Origin of the sequence: Chitinimonas sp. (assembly GCF_036568685.1) — a bacterium.
Lineage (GTDB): Bacteria > Pseudomonadota > Gammaproteobacteria > Burkholderiales > Chitinimonadaceae > Chitinimonas.
Map to the genome: position 1 here is coordinate 1 of NZ_DATCSC010000033.1, position 18,991 is coordinate 18,991.

Genomic DNA, 18,991 nt, shown 5'->3' on the forward strand with positions numbered 1-18,991 from the left:
CTTCCTGACCTGGATCTGGACCCGCCTCTACGATGGCGTGGAACTGGGCCACTTCGACACCGTCACCAATGTCGCGCCCGACCACGAAATCATCTACGTCCCCTGCCACCGCAGCCATATCGACTACCTGCTGCTGAGCTACATCGTCTACCAGCAGGGCTTGATGATTCCGCACATCGCAGCCGGGGCCAACCTCAACCTGCCCATCGTCGGCGGCATCCTGCGCCGCGGCGGCGCCTTCTTCCTGCGCCGTTCCTTCAAGGGCAACCCGCTCTACGGCGCCGTATTCAACGAATATCTGCACATGGTGATCTCGAAGGGCTTCCCCATCGAGTACTTCGTTGAAGGTGGCCGTAGCCGCACCGGCCGCCTCTTGCAGCCGCGCCCAGGCATGCTGGCCATGACGGTGCAGAGCTATCTGCGCGACGCCACTCGCCCCATCGTCTTCGTGCCGGTCTATATCGGCTACGAAAAGCTGTTCGAAGGCCGCAGCTACGTCGGCGAGCTGATGGGCAAGCCCAAGCAGAAAGAGTCGCTGTTCAGCCTGGTCATGAGCGTGCGCGAGCTGAAGAAGAACTTCGGCAAGGTGCACGTCAATTTCGGCGAGCCGATCAAGCTGGCCGAGGTGCTGGGCGACGCCCACCCCGGCTGGCGTGAAGAGCCGCCGCTGGGCGAGGAGCGCCCGGCCTGGTTCAGCCAGAGCATCAAGCAACTGGGTCAGCATATCGCCGACGGTATCAACAGCGCCGCCGTCGCCAACCCGGTCAACCTCCTGAGTCTGGCGCTCTTGGCCACCCCGCGCCACGCCATGGACGAGGACCAGCTGGTCGCCCAGCTCGATGGCTACCGCCGCCTGCTCGCTGCCGTGCCCTACTCGGACCGCACCCAGCTCACCGAGCTCGACGGTGCCGGCATCGTCGCCCATTGCGAGAAGCTCAAGCTCATCCAGCGCCACCCGCACGCGCTGGGCGACGTGCTGCACTTCTATCCGGAAGACGCCGTACTGTGCAGCTATATGCGCAACAACGTGTTGCACTGCTTTGCCATCCCGGCGCTGATCGCCTGCCTGTTCTCACGCAACGCCAGCCTCAGCCGCGAACAGCTGGTCAACCTCACCCGCACCGTCTACCCCTTCCTGCGCGCCGAGCTGTTCCTGCGCTGGCAAGAAGACGAGCTGGGTGCCGCACTCGACAGCTACCTGGCCGCCCTGGTCGGCATGGGCTGGCTCACTGAGAGCGCCGGCCGCGAGGGCGTCTTCCACGCCCCCAACCTCAACAGCGACGAGCACGCCCAGCTCATGCTGCTGGGCAATGCCGTACGGCCGGCCCTGGTGCGCTACTTCATCTCCCTGTCGGTGCTCACCCAGCAGGGCAGCGCCGCCGTCAGTGCCGACGAGCTGGAAGGCCTCTGCCACCTCCTGGCCCAACGCATGTCGCTGCTGCGTGAGTTCAGTGCACCGGAATTCTTCGACCGCGCCATCTTCCGCACCTTTATTGGCACCCTCAAACAGACCGGCCTCGCCGCCCAGGACGACGCCGGCAAGCTCACCTTCAACGGCGCCCTGCGCGCCGCTGCCGCCGAATCGCGCTACGTGCTGTCGCCGGACGTGAGGCAGAGCGTGCTGCACCTCACCCGCATCGACCGCGGCACCATGGAGCAGGCGCTCTCGCGTTTGGCCGCGAAAGGGAAAGCGTAGTAACGCCAAAAAGAAAACGGAGCCTATGGGCTCCGTTTTCCTTTGCCCCTTCACTACGGCGTATAGCCATAGCTCGCATAGATGCGCTTCACCACCCCGCGCTTAATCAGCTCCTGCAGCTGGGTGTTGAGCAGGGCGATATGCTCGTCCGGCATGCCCTTCTGGCAAGCCAGGTACATCTCGGTATGGTTGAATACCAGCACCGGCTCCAGCTGCTGATCCAGCTTCTGCTGCTTGAGCCGGTACTGGCCGATCAGCTTGCCGGTAGCCCAGAAGTCGATGCGTCCGGCCAGCACCTTCCTGGGGTTCACATCGTCGTTGGGCGCCACGTCCACCATATAGCCGCGGGTCTGCAGCCAGCTCACGATCGCATCGCCCTGATAGCTGCCTATGCGCGCATTCTGCAGCTGCTCCAGGCCGCTCGGGTGGGTCGCCGGCTTCTTGGCAAACAGCGCCCAGTCATTGGCGACCAGGGGGCCTACCCACTTGTACAGCGCCTCCCGCTCCGGCGTGCGCGACATCGAGAACACGCAGGTATTCACCTGCGTGCTGGCCATCTGTATCGCCCGCGCCCAGGGGAAGGCCGCCACCTCATAGTCAAAGTGCGCTGCCGCCATCAGCTCGCGGACGATATCGGTCGATACCCCCACCACCTCGCCCTTCTCATTGCTCATGTTGTAGGGCGGGTATTCCTCAGTCACCAGCATCAGCCGCTCAGCCAGGGTCGAACCCTGCAGCAGGGTAGAGAACAGCAGGATAAGCAATACGCGCATGGCCAGCCCCGGTTCGCAGGACGCATCGTCCTCGCTTCAATCTAGGCCAACGCGGCGTACGCCGAGAGAGGTGAAGACAGGCGGTGGAGCGCCAGGCCTACTGCACGCGCGCAATTTCCTTGCGCAGGGCTTCGATGTTCTTTTCGTGCATGGTCACGTTGTCGCGCTGGCGGGCGTCGGCCGGGCTGGCGGCATAGCGCTGGCGGGCCGTGTCGAGCAGCTTTTGCTCGTTGCCCAGTTCGTCCTGCAGGATCTGCAGCTTGGTCTGGTCGCGGCTCTTCTGGGTGGCGCTATCCACCTTGGGGAAGTCGACCGGCGAGGGGTTGGCGCTGGCGCGTGGCCCCCCTGCCTTGGCACGCGGGCCAGGGACGGTGAGCGGGATGGGGCCGAGGTCCAGCTTCTGGGCGCCCTTCATTGGGATGTTGGAGAAGGTGACGCGACCTTCCGCATCCACCTGCTTGTAGATATCGGCCAGGGCCGGTACGGCCAGCAGCGCAAGGAGGAGATAGGGCTTCATACTGCCTGCTCCAGGTTGGCGGCGTTGAAGAGCGCCACACGGTAAGGATAGACCTCGGCGCCAACCACGCCGGCGGCAACGGCCGGGTCCTGCTGGGCAAAGGCCTGCGCCGCTGCTTCGTCCGCTGCGTGATAGATCGCAATACCAAAACCGCGCTCATCCACATCCAGGGTGCGGCCGGCCAGAACCAGCCGGCCGTCGGCCTCTGCCGCTTGCAGATAGCCGAAGTGCGCCGCCATGGCTGCGGCCTCGGCCTCAGTAAGACCGGTGCGCAGCATATCGCTGCGGGTGGGGCGGATCAGGTAGAGAAACTGCATGACAATGGGGTAAAGACGGTGGCCGGGATCATAACATGATGCTGATATGGCTCAGACACCGCTCAGCCCTTGCGGTTCGACAGCTGCGCCAGCGCCCGGCCGGCCAGCGCCATGCCAAAGCTGGCGGTGACCGCCACGGCCGAGCCGTAACCGGCGCAGTTGAGGCCAGCACCGCCAGGGCTGACCGGCTCGCAGGCATCCTGCTTGGGGCGGATGATGGGCTCGGTGGAATAGACCGCCTCAATACCGAACTTCTTGCCCTCGCGCGGAAAGCCGTGGTTGCGGCGCAGCTCGGCGCGGATCTTGGAGAGCAGCGCGTCACCGCTGGTGAGCGCCAGGTCGGCGATCGCCACCCGGCTGGCATCCAGCCGGCCACCCGCACCGCCCGAGACCAGTAGCGGGATCTTGTGGCGGCGGCAATGACGCACCAGCGCCACCTTGACCCGCATCTGGTCGATGCAGTCGAGCACATAGTCAAAACGGCCGGGTGGGATCAGCTCGGCCAGATTGTCGTCGGTCAGGAAGTCATCCACCTCGGTCACCTGGGCGCGCGGGTTGATGGCTGCGATGCGCTCGGCCATGGCGCTGACCTTGGCCTGCCCCAGGGTGGCATCCAGCGCGTGCAGCTGGCGGTTCACGTTGGAGGGGGCCACATGGTCCAGGTCGATCAGGGTGATGCGGCCGACCGCGCTGCGGGCGATTGCTTCTGCCGCCCAGGAGCCGACCCCGCCTATGCCGATGACGCAGACGTGGGCCGCCTCGAAGCGGGCCAGGCCGGCCTCGCCATAGAGGCGGGCGACGCCGCCGAAGCGGCGCTGGTAATCGAGGTCTTGGGTGCTATCCATAAAGCGAAATCCGGGCTCAGCCGTGCTGAACTAGTATTGAGGCGATGGCGCAATTTTACGCGGCCGTCGTGCCGCGCGGTGCAGCAGGTTAAAATGGTGGTTTCGTGCAGGAACATCAAGATGAGTGAAGCCCAGGAGCCCCTACGACTTTCCAAGCGCATGGCCGAGCTGGGCCTGTGCTCGCGCCGCGAGGCCGATGAGTACATCGAACGCGGCTGGGTGAAGGTGGATGGCATCGTGGTGGACGTGCTCGGCAGCCGGGTACTGCCCACCCAGCGCATCGAGCTCGACAAGCGCGCCGCGGTGGCGCAGACCCAGCGAGTGACCATATTGCTCAACAAGCCCATCGGTTATGTATCGGGCCAGGCTGAGCAGGGCTACAAGCCGGCCTCGCTCTTGATCACGCCGGACAACCGCTACGTCGGTGACCGCTCCGGCATCGAATTCACCCGCCGCCACCTCGCGGGCCTGGCCCCGGCCGGCCGGCTGGACATCGACTCGACCGGCCTCTTGGTACTGACCCAGGACGGCCGGGTGGCCAAGGCGCTGATTGGCGACGAGACCAAGATCGAGAAGGAGTACCTGGTGCGGGTGGAGGGTATGTTGTCGAACGAGAACATGGCCCTGCTCAACCATGGCCTGAGCCTGGACGGCCAGGCACTGCGCCCGGCCAAGGTGAGCTGGCAGAACGAGAACCAGCTGCGCTTTGTACTGCGCGAGGGCAAGAAGCGGCAGATCCGCCGCATGTGCGAGCTGGTCGGCCTCAAGGTGGTGGGCCTCAAGCGCATCCGCATCGGCCGCATTCCGCTTTCGGACCTGCCCATGGGGCAGTGGCGCTTCCTGCGCGCAGACGAGAAGTTTTAAGCCCAGTCATCACTTGACCCCAAGGCCGGGCGCTTGCCCGGCCTGTTATTTTCAACGGCTATCGCCGCGTTATCCGCGCCCGGTGCGGACATAAGCGGCACCGGCCGCCCATCCGCTACAGACCATCCCACACGCAGCGCCTGCGTGCACTATTATGGTGCATTGATGCGCCACGACCATGCTCCAAAACGGCGCACGAGCGCCCTGCTTTCGTCGGCTACCGCTAGAAGCTTGATTTCACGGGCGGCTTGTCAGCCAAGAGAGCGTGGCCCGCAAATTGCTACGTCACCGTCAACCTTAGCTCAGCGCACCCTATGTCGCACCCTGCCTACGCCGGACTGGACCTGCTCGAAACTGCCGTCATCGTGCTCGATACGGCCCGTACCGTCCGCCACCTCAATACGGCGGCGGAGACCCTGTTCGAGCTTTCCGCGCGCGATACCGTGGGCCGCCCGCTGTCGGCCTGCTTCTCCGAGCCGACTGAGATACTCGCCGCGCTCGACGCCGCCGAAAAACAGAACGCCAGTGTCACCGAGCATGACGTTGCCCTGGCCGTGCGCCTGGGCAATACCATCCACGTCGGCTTCACCGTGCGTGAGGTCGAAGCGCCACCGCTTACCGTGCTGGAATTCCGCCAGACCGACCAGCAACGCCGCATCGCCAACGAAGAACGCCTGGCCGCCCAGCAGCAGGCCAACCGCCAGCTCATCCGCAACCTCGCGCACGAGATCAAGAACCCGCTCGGCGGCATACGCGGCGCGGCCCAGCTGCTGCGCAAGGAGCTGCCCGACCCGGCACTCAAGGAATACACCCAGGTCATCACCGACGAAGCCGACCGGCTGCAAAGCCTGCTGGATCGTCTGCTCACCCCGCATCGCCTGCCACAGCTCGGCGAACTCAATATCCACGAGGTGCTGGAGCGGGTGCGCAGCGTGCTGCTGGCCGAGTACCCCAACGGCCTTGCCGTGCGGCGCGATTACGACACCAGCGTGCCCGACCTTTATGGCGACAAGGAACAGCTGATCCAGGCTGTGCTCAACATCGTCCGCAACGCTGCCCAGGCCATGCATGGCGCCGGCCAGATCGTGCTCAAGACCCGCGTCGCCCGCCAGGTCACGCTCAACCGCCGCCGCTTCCCGCTCGGTCTCACGCTCGAGATCATCGACAACGGCCCCGGCATCCCCGAGCACATCCGCGACACCATCTTCTACCCGCTGGTCTCAGCCCGCCCTGGTGGCACCGGCATCGGCCTGCACCTGGCGCACACCTTTATCCAGCAGCACAACGGCACCATCGACTTCGAGACCGCGCCGGGCCGCACCTGCTTCACCCTGACCCTGCCGCTGAACGGCTGGATGCCGCTCGACGGCAGCAAATAAACCAAAGCCAACCGCATGTCGCCCACGCACCCATACGCCGCGCCCGCTTGCGCAGCCACCTTGTCCCGGTGGTCAGGGTGGTCTGCCACGCATGCAGCAAAAGGTAACAAGGCATGAAACCTGTCTGGATCATCGACGACGACCGTTCCATCCGCTGGGTGTTCGAGAAGGCCCTGGGCCGTGAAGGCATCGGCTTTCATGCCTTCGCCTCAGCCGCCGAGGCGGTCGAAGCGCTCAAACGCGAGACCCCGGCCGTGGTGGTCAGCGATATCCGCATGCCCGGCGAATCCGGCCTCGACCTCTTGGCCCAGCTCAAGGAGCGCTACCCGCGCCTGCCGGTCATCATCATGACTGCCCATTCCGATCTGGAAAGCGCCGTCGCCGCCTTCCAGGGCGGTGCCTTCGAATACCTGCCCAAGCCTTTCGACGTTGATCACGCGGTCGAGCTGATCCGTCGCGCCATGGACGAAAGCCTCAAGCAGGAGGTGGTCGAGGCCCCGCTGGAAGAAAGCCCCGAGATCCTCGGCCAGGCCCCGGCCATGCAGGAGGTCTTCCGCGCCATCGGCCGGCTCAGCCAAAGCTCCGCCACCGTGCTCATCACCGGCGAATCCGGTGCCGGCAAGGAGCTGGTCGCCCGCGCCCTGCATCGCCACAGCCCGCGCGCCAGCAAGCCCTTTGTGGCCATCAATACCGCCGCCATCCCCAAGGACCTGCTTGAATCCGAGCTGTTCGGCCACGAGCGCGGCGCCTTCACCGGCGCCCAGAACCAGCGCACGGGCCGCTTCGAGCAGGCCGAGGGCGGCACGCTCTTCCTCGATGAGATCGGCGACATGCCGCCCGAGCTGCAGACCCGTTTGCTGCGTGTACTCAGCGACGGTTACTTCTATCGCGTCGGCGGCCATGCCCCCATCAAGGCCAATGTCCGCGTCATCGCCGCCACCCACCAGGCGCTGGAAGAACGCGTCAAGGCCAACCTGTTCCGCGAGGACCTGTTCCATCGCCTCAACGTCATCCGCCTGCGCCTGCCGGCCCTGCGCGAACGACGCGAAGACATCCCGCTGCTGGCCCGCCACTTCCTCGCCAAGTCCGCCCGCGAGTTGGGCGTCGAGGCCAAGCGCCTGACCGAGGACGCCATGCGCGCCCTGGCCGGCTTTGACTTCCCGGGCAATGTGCGCCAGCTCGAGAACCTCTGCCACTGGATCACCGTCATGGCCCCCGGCCAGGCCGTCGGCCCGGGCGACCTGCCGCCCGAGCTCAAGGGCGAATCCGCCAGCAGCGAGGGCGGCGATTGGTCCAGCCAGCTGGCGCAAGAGGCCGACCGCCGCCTGCGGGCCGGCGAACGCGGCTTTATCGAAGACCTCACCAACCAGTTTGAGCGCACCCTCATCCTGCGCGCCCTGGCCGCCACCGGCGGCAAACGCATCGAGGCCGCCGAGCGCCTGGGCCTGGGCCGCAACACCCTCACCCGCAAGATCCAGGAGCTGGATCTGGAACGCGAGATCGGCGGGGAATGAGTCGGCGGGCGGCTGGGCTGCACATTCGCCGGGTCTCGCCGCACCTGCCCGAGGCCGCCATCCTGGTGGCCGAGCTGGACGCCTACCAGGGCGCCCTCTACCCGGCCGAATCCAACCACCTGCTCGATCTGGACGCCCTGGCCCAGCCCGAGGTGCACTTTTACCTGGCCTATGCCGGGGTTGATAGCCAACAGGCGGTCGGCTGCGCTGCCCTCGTGGCCTGCGAGGGCTACGCCGAGCTCAAACGCATGTACGTTACCCCGGCCGCCCGTGGTCGGGGCCACGCCCAGGCCCTCCTGGCTGCGCTGGAGCAACAGGCCGGTACGCTGGGCCTCAGCCGGGTCCGGCTGGAAACCGGCATCCGCCAGCCGGAAGCCATCAATCTCTACCGCCGCCAGGGCTACACCGACTGCCCACCGTTCGGCGACTATCTGCCCGATCCTCTCAGCCTGTTCATGCAAAAAGCCCTGCCGCCGGGCTGATCTCCGCCCGCCAGACCGCCTCCCGGCGGCATCCAACGCCTACCATCCTGTGGGCGCGTGCAGCTGTGGCCTGCACGCTGCATGAATCCTGTTCATATGCTTAGCGCGGGCTGGACAAAGGGGCTACGGGCACGCGTGCTAAAATTGCACCCTTCCCGCCTTTACACGCCCAGCCGCCCATGACCACGCGCCACGCCACCCTGCACGCCCTGCTGCAAGACCGCATCCTTATCCTCGACGGTGGCATGGGGACCATGGTGCAGCGGCACAAGCTCGAAGAAGCCGACTACCGTGGCGAGCGCTTCGCCAACTGGCCGACCGACCTCAAGGGCAATAACGACCTGCTGGTGCTCACCCAGCCCGCCATCATCGCCGGCATCCACCAGGCCTATCTCGATGCCGGCGCCGACATCATCGAGACCAACAGCTTCAACGCCACCAGCATCGCCATGGCCGACTACGACATGGAATCGCTGGTCCACGAGCTCAACGTCGCCGCGGCCAGGCTGGTCAAGGATCTGTGCATCGCCCAGACCGCCAAGACCCCCAACAAGCCCCGCTTCTGCGCCGGCGTCCTCGGCCCCACCAACCGTACCTGCTCCATCAGCCCGGACGTCAACGACCCCGGCTACCGCAACGTCACCTTCGATGAACTGGTCGAAAGCTATACAGAAGCCATCGACGGCCTGGTGGAAGGCGGGGCGGACCTGCTGCTGGTCGAAACCATCTTCGATACCCTGAACGCCAAGGCCGCGGTCTACGCCATCCACAAATACTTCGACGAGCGCCCCCACGTCGAGCGCTTGCCCATCATGGTCTCCGGGACCATCACCGACCAATCGGGCCGCACCCTCACCGGTCAGACCACCGAGGCCTTTTACAACTCGCTGCGCCATGCCGATGCAATCAGCTACGGCCTCAATTGCGCCTTGGGCCCGGACCTCTTGCGTCCCTATGTGGAAGAAATGGCCCGGGTGTCCGAAAGCTACGTCTCGGTGCATGCCAACGCCGGCCTGCCCAATGCCTTTGGCGGTTACGACCTCTCGCCAGCAGTGATGGGCGAGCACGTGCGCGAATGGGCCGACAGCGGCCTCGTCAACATCGTCGGCGGCTGCTGCGGCACCACGCCCGACCATATCAAGGCCATGGCAGACGCCCTGGCCGGCAAGCCGCCGCGCGCCCTGCCCGAGCTGCCGGCCATGTCACGCCTGTCCGGCCTCGAGCCCTTCAACATTGGCGACGCCGACCTGTTCGTGAACGTCGGTGAGCGCACCAACGTCACCGGCTCGCGCGCCTTTGCCAAGCTGATCCTGGCCGGCGACTACCCGGCCGCGCTGGAAGTGGCACGCCAGCAGGTGGTGGCCGGCGCCCAGGTCATCGACGTGAACATGGACGAAGGCATGCTGGACGCCGAAAAGGCCATGGTCACCTTCCTCAACCTGATCGCCTCCGAGCCTGACATCTCGCGCGTGCCGGTCATGATCGACTCCTCCAAGTGGAGCGTGATCGAGGCCGGCCTCAAGTGCGTGCAGGGCAAGTGCATCGTCAACTCCATCTCCATGAAGGAAGGCGTGGCCGAGTTCATCAAGCACGCCCGCCTCTGCAAGCGCTACGGCGCCGCCGTCATCGTCATGGCCTTTGATGAGGTCGGCCAGGCCGATACCTACGAGCGCAAGGTCGAGATCTGTCAGAAGAGCTACCGCATTCTGGTGGACGAAGTCGGCTTCGAGCCGGCCGACATCATCTTCGACCCCAACATCTTCGCCGTCGCCACCGGCATCGAAGAGCACGCCAAGTACGGCCTCGATTTCATCCAGGCCACCGGTTGGATCAAGCAGAACCTGCCGCACGCCAAGATCAGCGGCGGCGTCTCCAACGTCTCCTTCAGCTTCCGCGGCAACAACAAGGTGCGCGAGGCCATCCACGCGGTCTTCCTCTACCACGCCATCCAGCAGGGCATGAGCATGGGCATCGTCAATGCCGGCGCGCTGGAGGTGTACGAAGAGGTCGACCCCGAGCTGCGCCACGCCATCGAGGACGTGGTGCTCAATCGCCCCGCCGCCGACGGCCGCGACACCACCGAGACCCTGATCGCCCTGGCCGAACGCTTCAAGGGCGACGCCAACGCCCAGAAGGGCGAAGACCTGAGCTGGCGCAACGGCAGCCTGCAGGAGCGCATCACCCACGCCCTGGTGAAGGGCATCACCACCTATATCGTCGAAGACACCGAGGAAGCCCGCCTCAGCCTGCCGCGCCCGATCAACGTGATCGAAGGCCCGCTCATGAACGGCATGAACCACGTCGGCGACCTGTTCGGCTCGGGCAAGATGTTCCTGCCCCAGGTGGTCAAGTCCGCCCGCGTCATGAAGGCCGCCGTGGCCTACCTCGAACCCTTCATCGAAGAAGAAAAGCAGCGCCTAGGCATCGCCGACGCCTCGGCCAAGGGCCGCATCGTCATGGCCACGGTCAAGGGCGACGTGCACGACATCGGCAAGAACATCGTCGGCGTGGTTCTGCGCTGCAACAACTACGAGGTCATCGACCTCGGCGTCATGGTGCCGGCGCAAAAGATCCTCGATACCGCCCGCGAAGTGAAGGCCGACATCATCGGCCTCTCCGGCCTCATCACCCCCTCGCTGGAAGAAATGGCCCACGTCGCCAAGGAAATGCAGCGCCAGGACTTCGCCGTCCCGCTGCTCATCGGCGGCGCCACCACCTCCAAGGTCCACACCGCGGTCAAGATCGCTCCCAACTACGCGCAGCCCGTGGTCTACGTGCCGGATGCCTCGCGCGCCGTCGGCGTCTGCTCCAACCTCTTGAGCGAAGACCTTGCGGCCGACTACATCAGCAAGGTGGCGGGCGAATACGACAATATCCGCCATATCCACGCCAACAAGGGCAAGCTCGACCTGCTCAAGATCGAAGAAGCCCGCGCCAATGCCTTCAAGCCCGACTGGGCCAGCTACACCCCGCCCAAGCCGCAGCGCCTGGGCCTGATCAAATACGTCCAGTACCCGCTGGCGGAGATCGCCGAATACATAGATTGGAGCCCCTTCTTCAACGCCTGGGAGTTGTTCGGCAAATACCCGCGCATCCTGGAAGATGAAGTCGTGGGCGAATCCGCCCGCACCCTGTTTGCCGAAGGCCAGGCCATGCTCAAACAGATGATCGAGGGCAACTGGGTGCAGGCCAACGGCGTCATCGGTCTCTTCCCCGCCAACAGCGTGGGCGATGACATCGAACTCTACGACCCCGCCAGCGGCGCGACGCTGATGCGCATGCACTGCCTGCGCCAGCAAAACCGCAAGGCCGAGGGCAAGCCCAACTGGAGCCTGGCCGACTTCGTCGCCCCCAAGTTGAGCGGCAAGACCGACTACGCCGGCCTCTTCGCCGTCACCGGCGGGCTCAACATCGACCCGCACGTCAAACGCTTCGAAGACGCCAACGACGACTACAGCGCCATCATGGTCAAGGCCCTGGCCGACCGCCTGGCCGAAGCTTTCGCTGAGCTTATGCACGCCAAGGTCCGCCGCGAGCTGTGGGGATACGTCAACGAGGAGGGGCTGACGGTCGATGACCTCACCGAAGAACGCTACCGCGGCATCCGCCCCGCCCCCGGCTACCCCGCCTGCCCGGACCACACCACCAAGACCGATCTGTTCCGCGTCCTAGGCGCCGAAGATATCGGCATGCAGCTCACCGAGGGCTACGCCATGCTGCCCACGGCGGCGGTCAGCGGCCTCTACTTCAGCCACCCGGACGCCCAGTACTTCGCCGTCGGCAAGATCGAGAAAGACCAGGTCGAAGACTACGCCACCCGCCGTGGCGTCACCGTGGAGCAGGCCGAACGCGACCTCGCACCCAACCTGGGCTACAACCCCTAGGCAACAAGGGAATAAAAAAACAAAAAACCGCCCATAAGGGCGGTTTTTCTTTGTGGCTTTCCATCGGCCGACCGGGTATACCTCTCGCGGCTTGGCAGACCCGCATTGCTGAATACTCGAATACGCCCGTGGTCGCCTGGTCCAGGTGGGGAGCATCTATACCCTCAACACCCAGAGCCAACTTAGCGGCAAAAGTTACCTGGGCCAGACCACGCTTCACCACAAAGGGTAGCCAAACACCCGCAGCAAATCTCCGGTCTCGGTCAACGGCAAACCCACCACACCGCTAAAGCTGCCTTCCAGCGAGTCGATCAGCAGCGCGCCGCGGCCCTGTGCGCCATAGCTGCCGGCCTTGTCCATGGGCTCGCCGGTCGCCACGTAGGCGATGATGTCTGCTTCGCTCACGCTGCGAAAGCGCACCTCGGTGGTCGATACCACGGTCTCGGTCCGCTCACCGTCGCTGATCGCCACGCCGGTATAGACCTCATGCACCGTGCCTGAGAGCGTGCGCAGCATGTCGCAGGCGTCGGCCGCATCCACGGGCTTGCCCAGTATCTGCGTACCCAGCGCCACCGTGGTGTCGGCTGAGAGCAGCAGGCGCTGCGGCAGGCCCTGGGCGCGGTAGGTGGCCACACCCGCCGCTGCCTTGGCGGCAGCCAGCCGGGCCACATAGGCCCTGGGGTGCTCGCCGGGCAGCGGGGTCTCGTCGATCTCGCAACGCACCAGCTCAAAGGGCACGCCGATCTGGGTCAAGAGCTCGCGGCGGCGGGGGCTGGCAGAGGCCAGGTAGATCACGGGTTTGCTCATGGGCTCGGGGCGGCCGGGCCGCCTATTCTCGGTGGTAGGGGTGGCCCTGGTTGATCGCCACGGCGCGGTACAGCTGCTCGGCCAGCAGCACCCGCACCATGCCGTGCGGCATGGTCAGGGCAGAGAGCTGGATCAGATCGTCGGCCTGCTTCTTTACGTCGGCGTGCAACCCATCGGCGCCGCCGATCACAAAGGCCACGTCACCACCGTCGCGGTGCCAGCCCTTGAGCTTCTCGGCCAACTTCATGGTGGTCCAGGCCGCGCCGCGCTCATCCAGGATGATCTTGCGGCAACCAGCCGGCAGTGCCGCCAGTATGCGGTCGCGCTCGGTCTCCATCGCCTTCTCGACGCTCGAACCCGAGCGCTGCCCGGGCTTGAGCTCAACAAGCTCGATGGCCGCCTCGCGCGGCATGCGCTTGACGTACTCCTTGAAGCCCGTTTCCACCCAGTCCGGCATCTTGTGGCCGACCGCGATGATGTACAGCTTCATGCGCCGCTACGCTCAGACGATAGGATCGTCGTGTGCCTGGATGGCGGCTTCCCACGGGCGGGTGGGGTTGAAGGTCGGCTTCTGGCCGCCCCACAGTTGCTCGATGTTGTAGTAGTCGCGCACGGCCGGCAGCATCACGTGGATGATCAGCGGGCCCACGTCCAGCAGTACCCACTCGCCGCTCACGTCGCCTTCCATGCCCAGGATCTCGGCGCCGGCTTCCTTCAGCTTCTCGCGGGCGTTGTTGGCCAGGGCCTTGGTCTGGCGGTTGGAGTTACCCGATACGACGATCATGCAGTCGAACATCGAGGTCAGCTTGGTGGTGTCGAGGACCAGAATGTCGTCGCCTTTGATGTCTTCCAGGGCGGCGACGGCGATGTCACGCATCTGCTCGACGGTCAGTTGTTGGGTCATGTTTTCTATCCGTTCCTATGGTGCCGTTAGGCTTTCAATCCAGCGTTACCAGCAAGGCCCTGCGCAGCGGTGCTACGCCGGCAGGGTGCTGATGGCGACGCTTACTTGCCCGGCCCATAAAGCAAATGCCGCTCTGCATAGTCCAGCACTGCATCGGGCAAGAGGTAGCGGGCAGAGTGCCCGGCAGCCAATTGCGCGCGAATGGCGGTGCTCGAAATTGCGAGCGGCGTCGTTGGCAAAAGCGCGATTGTACCCATTTTGTACGTCGGGGTCACGCTAAGTGATTGAATTCTCGGCAGGACTTCCTCCAGCAGCGCTGCCGAGGCACGTTCCTGCCAGCGCACCAAGTCAAAACCCGGCCGGCAGGCCACCGCCAGGCAGCCCAGATCAAACAGCTCGCGCCAGCGGTGCCAGCGGTCCAGGCTCAAAAAGCTGTCCGCTCCAATCAGCCAGGTCAGTGGCGCTTCCGGCCCCAGCTCGGCACCAATCTCCACAAGCGTATCGATGGTATAGCACACGCCCTCACGCCGGAGCTCCCGGTCGTCCACCTGCAGCCGGGCATTGCCCTCGCAGGCCAGTTGGCACATTGCCAGCCGCGCGGCGTCGCTCGCCACCGCACCCTTGCGGTGCGGCGGGTTGGCGGTCGGTACCAGCCGCACGGTAGCCAGCCCCAGCGCATCGGCAAACTCCTCGGCAATGCGTAAATGCCCATGGTGTATCGGGTCGAAGCTACCGCCAAAAATACCGGTTCCTGCCACAGCGTCTCCTGTTGGGTGCCATCGAGCACAGACAAAGAAAATGGCCACGCCTGCACCGGCATGACCATTTTGCGCTGCTGGCCGCCTGGTTTAAAGCGACTTCTCGTACTGGGCGATCAAGGCCTTCAGTGCCTTGGCCGTGGCCGCCAGCCGCTCGGCCGCTGCCGCCACGTCGTGTGCCTCGCGGTTGTTGGCATCAATGGTATTGGCCATCCGCTCGATGGTATTGGCTACTTCCTCCGCCGCGGCCGATTGCTGCCGCAGCGTATCGGCAATCTGCCCGGTCATTGCCACCGTGTTGTCCGACGCCTGCGCCACCGCCTCCAGGTTCTGGCTGCTGGCCTTGATCGAGGCCGTACCGTTGGCCACCTCGCTCACCGCCTCGTCCATGGTCATCAGCGTGGCCTGGGTCACCATCTGGATATTGGTCACATTGTTGCTGATATCCTCGGTGGACTGCGAAGTCCGTTCCGCCAGCTTGCGTACCTCGTCCGCCACCACCGCAAAGCCGCGCCCGCTTTCGCCAGCCCGGGCCGCTTCAATGGCTGCGTTCAGCGCCAGCAGGTTGGTCTGGTCGGCAATTTCCTTGATCGTGCCGGTCATGCTGCCAATCCGGGTCACCGCCTGGCTCAGGTCGTCGAGCGTCGAGCGCGCCTCGCCCACCACTTCCACAATCCGGCCGGTGGAAGCGAGGCTGGCTTCCATATTGGCCTCGCCCTCACGCACCACCGTCTTGGCGTGCATCGCGCTGGCCGCCGTCTCCTGCGTCGCCCGGCTGATCTCGGTGACCGACACGCTCATCTGTTCGGTTGCCGCACTCACCTGCATGGCCTGCTCGCTCTGCACGCCGGTCTGGCGCGCCAGCGACTCGGCCGATTGATCGAGATGGCTGGATTGATCGGCAATCTTGCGCGAGGACGACAGCACGTCCGCAATCAAGGCCCTCAGGTGTACCGACAGCGACTGCATCGAGATCAGCATGTCAGGGAATTCATCGGTCTTCTCAGCCTTCACGCCATGGCGGAAGTTGCCCTCCTCGATATGCTCCAGCGCTTCCTGCACCTTGCGGATGGAGCGCTCGGTCTGGCTCAGCCACCAGCCCCCGCCAGCCAGCGCCGCCACGGCGCCGACTGTCGCCAGGCCCCAGCTCCAGCTGCCGGCCTCCTTGGCCAGCAAGGCAGTGGCGAGGTTGAGCACCGCCAGCAAAAGAAAGGCCAGCCAGCCGCGCTGCGCGAACGACAGGCGCTGCATCACCGTACCGTTGTGGTTGGGCATGGCGGCCCGCTTGTCGCGGATCGCCCGGTAGAGCTGCTCGGCCTGCGCCACTTCCTGCTTGTTGGGCGCATTGCGTACCGACATATAGCCCACCACCTGGCCGCGTTCCTTCACCGGTGTCACATAGGCTTCCACCCAGTAGAAGTCACCGTTCTTGCAGCGGTTCTTCACCAGCCCACGCCAGGGCTGGCCCTGCTTGATCGTCTGCCACAGGTCGGCAAAGGCCTCGGTGGGCATGTCCGGGTGCCGCACCACATTGTGCGATTTGCCGATCAGCTCCTCCGGCGCAAAGCCGCTGATCTCCACAAAGGCCGGGTTGGCATAGGTGATCACGCCCTTGAGGTCGGTGCGCGTTACGATGGGTTCGCTGGCTTTGACAAAGCGCTCGGTGGTGGTGATCGGCAGATTGGTCTTCATGGCAACCCGTATGGAAATGGAATTACGGCCGCCCACGCGGCCTATATAAGAGAAATATTAAATGCTCGGCCGGGTCACTTAGCCGGGCAACAACAATATATCCGCTACCAGCGCGAAAAATGCTGCTCGGCCACGCCCAACAGACCCTCGACCAGCCGGGCCGGCGCATCCGCATGTACCCGTACCTGGCCATGGTAGAGGCCTACCGGCTGCACATAGCGGCTGGCTGCCACCACGAGGTTACGGTCCTCGCGCCGCTCGCCCAATGGCTTGAAGCGCAGGTCCAGCAAACCGTCCTCGGTCCGCACCCGCCACTCGTCCAGGGTCTGGTCTGCGTTATAGCTGAAATGCGCGGCCGCCAAGGGAATCAAATTCCCATCCAGCCATAGCGCGTTCTCGTGGTTGCCAAAGTAGCCTGCCTGCAGATTGAAGCCCAGCCCAGGCGCATGGGCAGAGGCCCACAGCCACTGCGTTTCGCGCGGCAGCAGCCCGTTGGAATGGTCCAGCGCCGCACTGCCGCCATCGAGCTTGTAGCGCTTGCCGCCAGCGAGTGCCAGGCCGCTCACCTGCAGCGCTGGCGACTTGTGCGTGCTGTGCCATACGCCGCCGTCGACTGGTCCGGCGGCAAACAACCAGGGCGCCGACTCGCGGCCGTCCAGCACGGCATCCACCCGAAAACCGCCTGGCCCTTTGATATGCAGCGAAAAGACCTCGGGTTCGCGCTCCACAAATTCCAGCTGTGCCCCCAGCCAGCCAAAGCGGCTGGCCGCGCCCATTGCGGGCAGATCGGCCACACTGGCGGTCAGGCCAGGCAGGCCATCGCGCGAAAGACCGCCCAGCACCTTGCCGCTGGCGCGGTCAAACAAATAGGCAAAGGCGGTATTGGTCCAGCCCACGTCCACTATGGCGCAGGCAATGAAACAGTCTTCGCAGGCGATGCCCACATATTGCCAGCGCTTGTGGTGCAGCTGCCGCCACCAGCGCGGCTTTTGCAAAGGGGCGGGCAGGGCGCTCCAGTCCAGCTGCGCACAACGGCCGTGGAAGCGGCCCTCACGCGGCTGCCCATCGGGCCCATGCAGGCTGGCCGGCGCCGCCGGCAGCTCAGGTGCGAATCTGGCCGTCACCGAGCACCACCCACTTCTGGCTGGTCAGCCCATCCAGGCCCACCGGGCCACGGGCGTGGATCTTGTCGGTAGAGATTCCGATCTCCGCCCCCAGGCCGTACTCAAAGCCGTCGGCAAAGCGGGTCGAGGCATTGACCATCACGCTGGCCGAGTCCACCTCGCGCAAGAAGCGCCTCGCGCGGCTGTAGTTCTCGGTCACGATCGCATCGGTATGGTGCGAGCCAAACTCATTGATATGCGCAATCGCCTCATCCAGCCCCGGCACGGTGCTGATCGAGAGGATGGGCGCCAGGTACTCGGTAGACCAGTCCTCCGCCACCGCGTCCTTCACCCCGCTTATGCCGGCACCAGTCAGAATCGCCTTGGATTCCGGGCAGGCGCGCAGCTCCACACCCTTCTCGGCATAGATACGGCCCAGCCGCGGCAGCACCGCCGCGGCCACCGATTGGGCAACCAGCAGGGTTTCCATGGTGTTGCAGGTACCGTAGCGGTGGGTCTTGGCATTGTCGGCAATGCGTACCGCCTTGTCGAGGTCGGCCTCGCCATCGATATACACATGGCAGATGCCGTCGAGGTGCTTGATCACCGGCACCCGCGCCTCGCGCGATATCCGCTCGATCAAGCCCTTGCCGCCACGCGGCACAATCACGTCCACATACTCGCTCATGGTGATGAGCGCGCCCACGGCCGCCCGGTCGGTGGTCTCCACCACCTGCACCGCCGTCTCCGGCAGGCCGGCCGCTGCCAGGCCCTCGCGCACCAGGGCGGCAATCGCCTGGTTGCAGCGGGCGGCTTCCGAGCCACCGCGCAATATGGCCGCATTGCCCGACTTCAAACACAGCCCGGCCGCATCGGCCGTCACATTGGGCCGTGCTTCGTAGATGATCCCGATCACGCCCAGCGGCACACGCATCTTGCCCACCTGTATCCCAGACGGCCGGTAGGCAAATTCACCCATCTCACCCACCGGGTCTGGCAGGGTGGCAATCTGCCGCAGCCCCTCGGCCATGGCCTGTACGCCCTTAGGGCTCAGGGTCAGCCGGTCGAGCAGCGCCGGCTCCAGCCCCGCTTCGCGGGCGGCAGCCACGTCGGCTGCATTGGCCGTCAGCAGCAGCTCGGCATCGCGTTCAATCCCGGCGGCTATCGCCAGCAAGGCCGCGTTCTTGGCATTGGTATCGGCCCGTGCCATCAGGCGCGAGGCAGCCCGCGCCGCCTTGCCCAGGCCCGTCATATAGGTTTGCGCATCCATGGCGGAATCACTCCGTTGCATCTTCGGTTCAGTCCATTCTGCCAGAACGAGCCGGGCTTGTCGGCGCCACAAACAGCACGCTATATTTCCCTCGCACCAAGTACCGCCAAGGGCCGATAGCTCAGCTGGGAGAGCGCTGCGTTCGCAATGCAGAGGTCGGGAGTTCGATCCTCCTTCGGTCCACCA

General features: G+C 65.1%; 17 protein-coding genes and 1 tRNA gene. 7 read left to right on the plus strand and 11 right to left on the minus strand.

The window, feature by feature from the left end:
* Positions 1-1,696: glycerol-3-phosphate 1-O-acyltransferase PlsB (gene plsB, locus VIM95_RS05300; protein ID WP_331983771.1), on the plus strand; the 1,696-nt coding region annotated here is incomplete at its 5' end.
* A 53-nt stretch (positions 1,697-1,749) separates the two neighbouring features.
* On the opposite strand, the gene VIM95_RS05305 is transcribed toward plsB, so the two are convergent.
* From VIM95_RS05305 to VIM95_RS05320, 4 genes are all read right to left on the minus strand, one after another.
* Positions 1,750-2,469: a substrate-binding periplasmic protein gene (locus tag VIM95_RS05305; RefSeq protein WP_331983773.1), complete on the minus strand. Its 720-nt coding sequence runs from the start codon at positions 2,467-2,469 to the stop codon at positions 1,750-1,752.
* 97 nt (positions 2,470-2,566) lie between these two features.
* Complete coding sequence (locus tag VIM95_RS05310) at positions 2,567-2,986, minus strand: DUF4124 domain-containing protein (protein ID WP_331983775.1); 420 nt, start codon at positions 2,984-2,986, stop codon at positions 2,567-2,569.
* On the minus strand, positions 2,983-3,303 hold the full coding sequence (locus VIM95_RS05315) for a YciI family protein (RefSeq protein WP_331983777.1): 321 nt from the start codon (positions 3,301-3,303) through the stop codon (positions 2,983-2,985). Before VIM95_RS05315 ends, VIM95_RS05310 begins: the two co-directional genes overlap by 4 nt.
* A 62-nt stretch (positions 3,304-3,365) precedes the next feature.
* Positions 3,366-4,148 (minus strand): tRNA threonylcarbamoyladenosine dehydratase, encoded by a 783-nt coding sequence (locus VIM95_RS05320; RefSeq protein ID WP_331983779.1) that lies wholly within the window; start codon positions 4,146-4,148, stop codon positions 3,366-3,368.
* 120 nt (positions 4,149-4,268) lie between these two features.
* Here VIM95_RS05320 and VIM95_RS05325 point away from each other — a divergent pair, with 120 nt between their 5' ends.
* The 5 genes from VIM95_RS05325 (at position 4,269) to metH (ending at position 12,271) form a co-directional block, all read left to right on the plus strand.
* Positions 4,269-5,012 (plus strand): pseudouridine synthase, encoded by a 744-nt coding sequence (locus VIM95_RS05325; RefSeq protein ID WP_331983781.1) that lies wholly within the window; start codon positions 4,269-4,271, stop codon positions 5,010-5,012.
* A gap of 314 nt (positions 5,013-5,326) precedes the next feature.
* Entirely contained in the window at positions 5,327-6,391 is a 1,065-nt protein-coding gene (gene glnL / locus VIM95_RS05330) for a nitrogen regulation protein NR(II) (RefSeq protein ID WP_331983783.1), read from the plus strand.
* Between the two features lie 113 nt (positions 6,392-6,504).
* Positions 6,505-7,905, plus strand: a complete 1,401-nt coding sequence (gene ntrC, locus VIM95_RS05335; protein WP_331983785.1) for a nitrogen regulation protein NR(I) — start codon at positions 6,505-6,507, stop codon at positions 7,903-7,905.
* On the plus strand, positions 7,902-8,387 hold the full coding sequence (locus VIM95_RS05340) for a GNAT family N-acetyltransferase (protein WP_331983787.1): 486 nt from the start codon (positions 7,902-7,904) through the stop codon (positions 8,385-8,387). The genes ntrC and VIM95_RS05340 overlap by 4 nt, the downstream gene beginning before the upstream one ends.
* A 179-nt stretch (positions 8,388-8,566) precedes the next feature.
* On the plus strand, positions 8,567-12,271 hold the full coding sequence (metH, locus tag VIM95_RS05345) for a methionine synthase (protein WP_331983789.1): 3,705 nt from the start codon (positions 8,567-8,569) through the stop codon (positions 12,269-12,271).
* Between the two features lie 216 nt (positions 12,272-12,487).
* On the opposite strand, the gene VIM95_RS05350 is transcribed toward metH, so the two are convergent.
* The 7 genes from VIM95_RS05350 to VIM95_RS05380 form a co-directional block, all read right to left on the minus strand.
* Positions 12,488-13,078, minus strand: coding sequence for a nucleoside triphosphate pyrophosphatase (locus VIM95_RS05350; RefSeq protein WP_331983791.1), 591 nt, complete (start codon positions 13,076-13,078; stop codon positions 12,488-12,490).
* A 22-nt stretch (positions 13,079-13,100) separates the two neighbouring features.
* Entirely contained in the window at positions 13,101-13,568 is a 468-nt protein-coding gene (gene rlmH, locus VIM95_RS05355) for a 23S rRNA (pseudouridine(1915)-N(3))-methyltransferase RlmH (protein ID WP_331983793.1), read from the minus strand.
* A gap of 12 nt (positions 13,569-13,580) precedes the next feature.
* Positions 13,581-13,982 (minus strand): ribosome silencing factor, encoded by a 402-nt coding sequence (gene rsfS / locus VIM95_RS05360; protein ID WP_331983795.1) that lies wholly within the window; start codon positions 13,980-13,982, stop codon positions 13,581-13,583.
* Positions 13,983-14,083: 101 nt separating this feature from the next.
* Entirely contained in the window at positions 14,084-14,740 is a 657-nt protein-coding gene (gene nadD / locus VIM95_RS05365) for a nicotinate-nucleotide adenylyltransferase (protein ID WP_331983797.1), read from the minus strand.
* A gap of 90 nt (positions 14,741-14,830) precedes the next feature.
* Entirely contained in the window at positions 14,831-16,432 is a 1,602-nt protein-coding gene (locus VIM95_RS05370; RefSeq protein ID WP_331983799.1) for a PAS domain-containing methyl-accepting chemotaxis protein, read from the minus strand.
* 104 nt (positions 16,433-16,536) lie between these two features.
* Complete coding sequence (locus VIM95_RS05375) at positions 16,537-17,556, minus strand: DUF2804 domain-containing protein (protein ID WP_331983801.1); 1,020 nt, start codon at positions 17,554-17,556, stop codon at positions 16,537-16,539.
* A complete protein-coding gene (locus VIM95_RS05380) occupies positions 17,534-18,805 on the minus strand; it encodes a glutamate-5-semialdehyde dehydrogenase (RefSeq protein ID WP_331983803.1) in 1,272 nt (423 codons plus the stop codon). Before VIM95_RS05380 ends, VIM95_RS05375 begins: the two co-directional genes overlap by 23 nt.
* 110 nt (positions 18,806-18,915) lie before the next feature.
* Between VIM95_RS05380 and VIM95_RS05385 the strand changes: the two genes are divergently transcribed.
* A tRNA-Ala gene (locus VIM95_RS05385) sits at positions 18,916-18,991 on the plus strand.

Excerpts from the sequence above, each read along its gene's own strand:
- rlmH (WP_331983793.1), bottom strand. The coding sequence starts at position 13,568 with ATGAAGCTGTACATCATCGCGGTCGGCCACAAGATGCCGGACTGGGTG.
- VIM95_RS05350 (WP_331983791.1), bottom strand. The coding sequence starts at position 13,078 with ATGAGCAAACCCGTGATCTACCTGGCCTCTGCCAGCCCCCGCCGCCGC.
- VIM95_RS05320 (WP_331983779.1), bottom strand. The coding sequence starts at position 4,148 with ATGGATAGCACCCAAGACCTCGATTACCAGCGCCGCTTCGGCGGCGTC.
- VIM95_RS05340 (WP_331983787.1), top strand. The coding sequence starts at position 7,902 with ATGAGTCGGCGGGCGGCTGGGCTGCACATTCGCCGGGTCTCGCCGCAC.
- ntrC (WP_331983785.1), top strand. The coding sequence starts at position 6,505 with ATGAAACCTGTCTGGATCATCGACGACGACCGTTCCATCCGCTGGGTG.
- glnL (WP_331983783.1), top strand. The coding sequence starts at position 5,327 with ATGTCGCACCCTGCCTACGCCGGACTGGACCTGCTCGAAACTGCCGTC.
- VIM95_RS05325 (WP_331983781.1), top strand. The coding sequence starts at position 4,269 with ATGAGTGAAGCCCAGGAGCCCCTACGACTTTCCAAGCGCATGGCCGAG.
- metH (WP_331983789.1), top strand. The coding sequence starts at position 8,567 with ATGACCACGCGCCACGCCACCCTGCACGCCCTGCTGCAAGACCGCATC.
- VIM95_RS05305 (WP_331983773.1), bottom strand. The coding sequence starts at position 2,469 with ATGCGCGTATTGCTTATCCTGCTGTTCTCTACCCTGCTGCAGGGTTCG.
- rsfS (WP_331983795.1), bottom strand. The coding sequence starts at position 13,982 with ATGACCCAACAACTGACCGTCGAGCAGATGCGTGACATCGCCGTCGCC.
- VIM95_RS05380 (WP_331983803.1), bottom strand. The coding sequence starts at position 18,805 with ATGGATGCGCAAACCTATATGACGGGCCTGGGCAAGGCGGCGCGGGCT.
- VIM95_RS05370 (WP_331983799.1), bottom strand. The coding sequence starts at position 16,432 with ATGAAGACCAATCTGCCGATCACCACCACCGAGCGCTTTGTCAAAGCC.
- VIM95_RS05310 (WP_331983775.1), bottom strand. The coding sequence starts at position 2,986 with ATGAAGCCCTATCTCCTCCTTGCGCTGCTGGCCGTACCGGCCCTGGCC.
- VIM95_RS05315 (WP_331983777.1), bottom strand. The coding sequence starts at position 3,303 with ATGCAGTTTCTCTACCTGATCCGCCCCACCCGCAGCGATATGCTGCGC.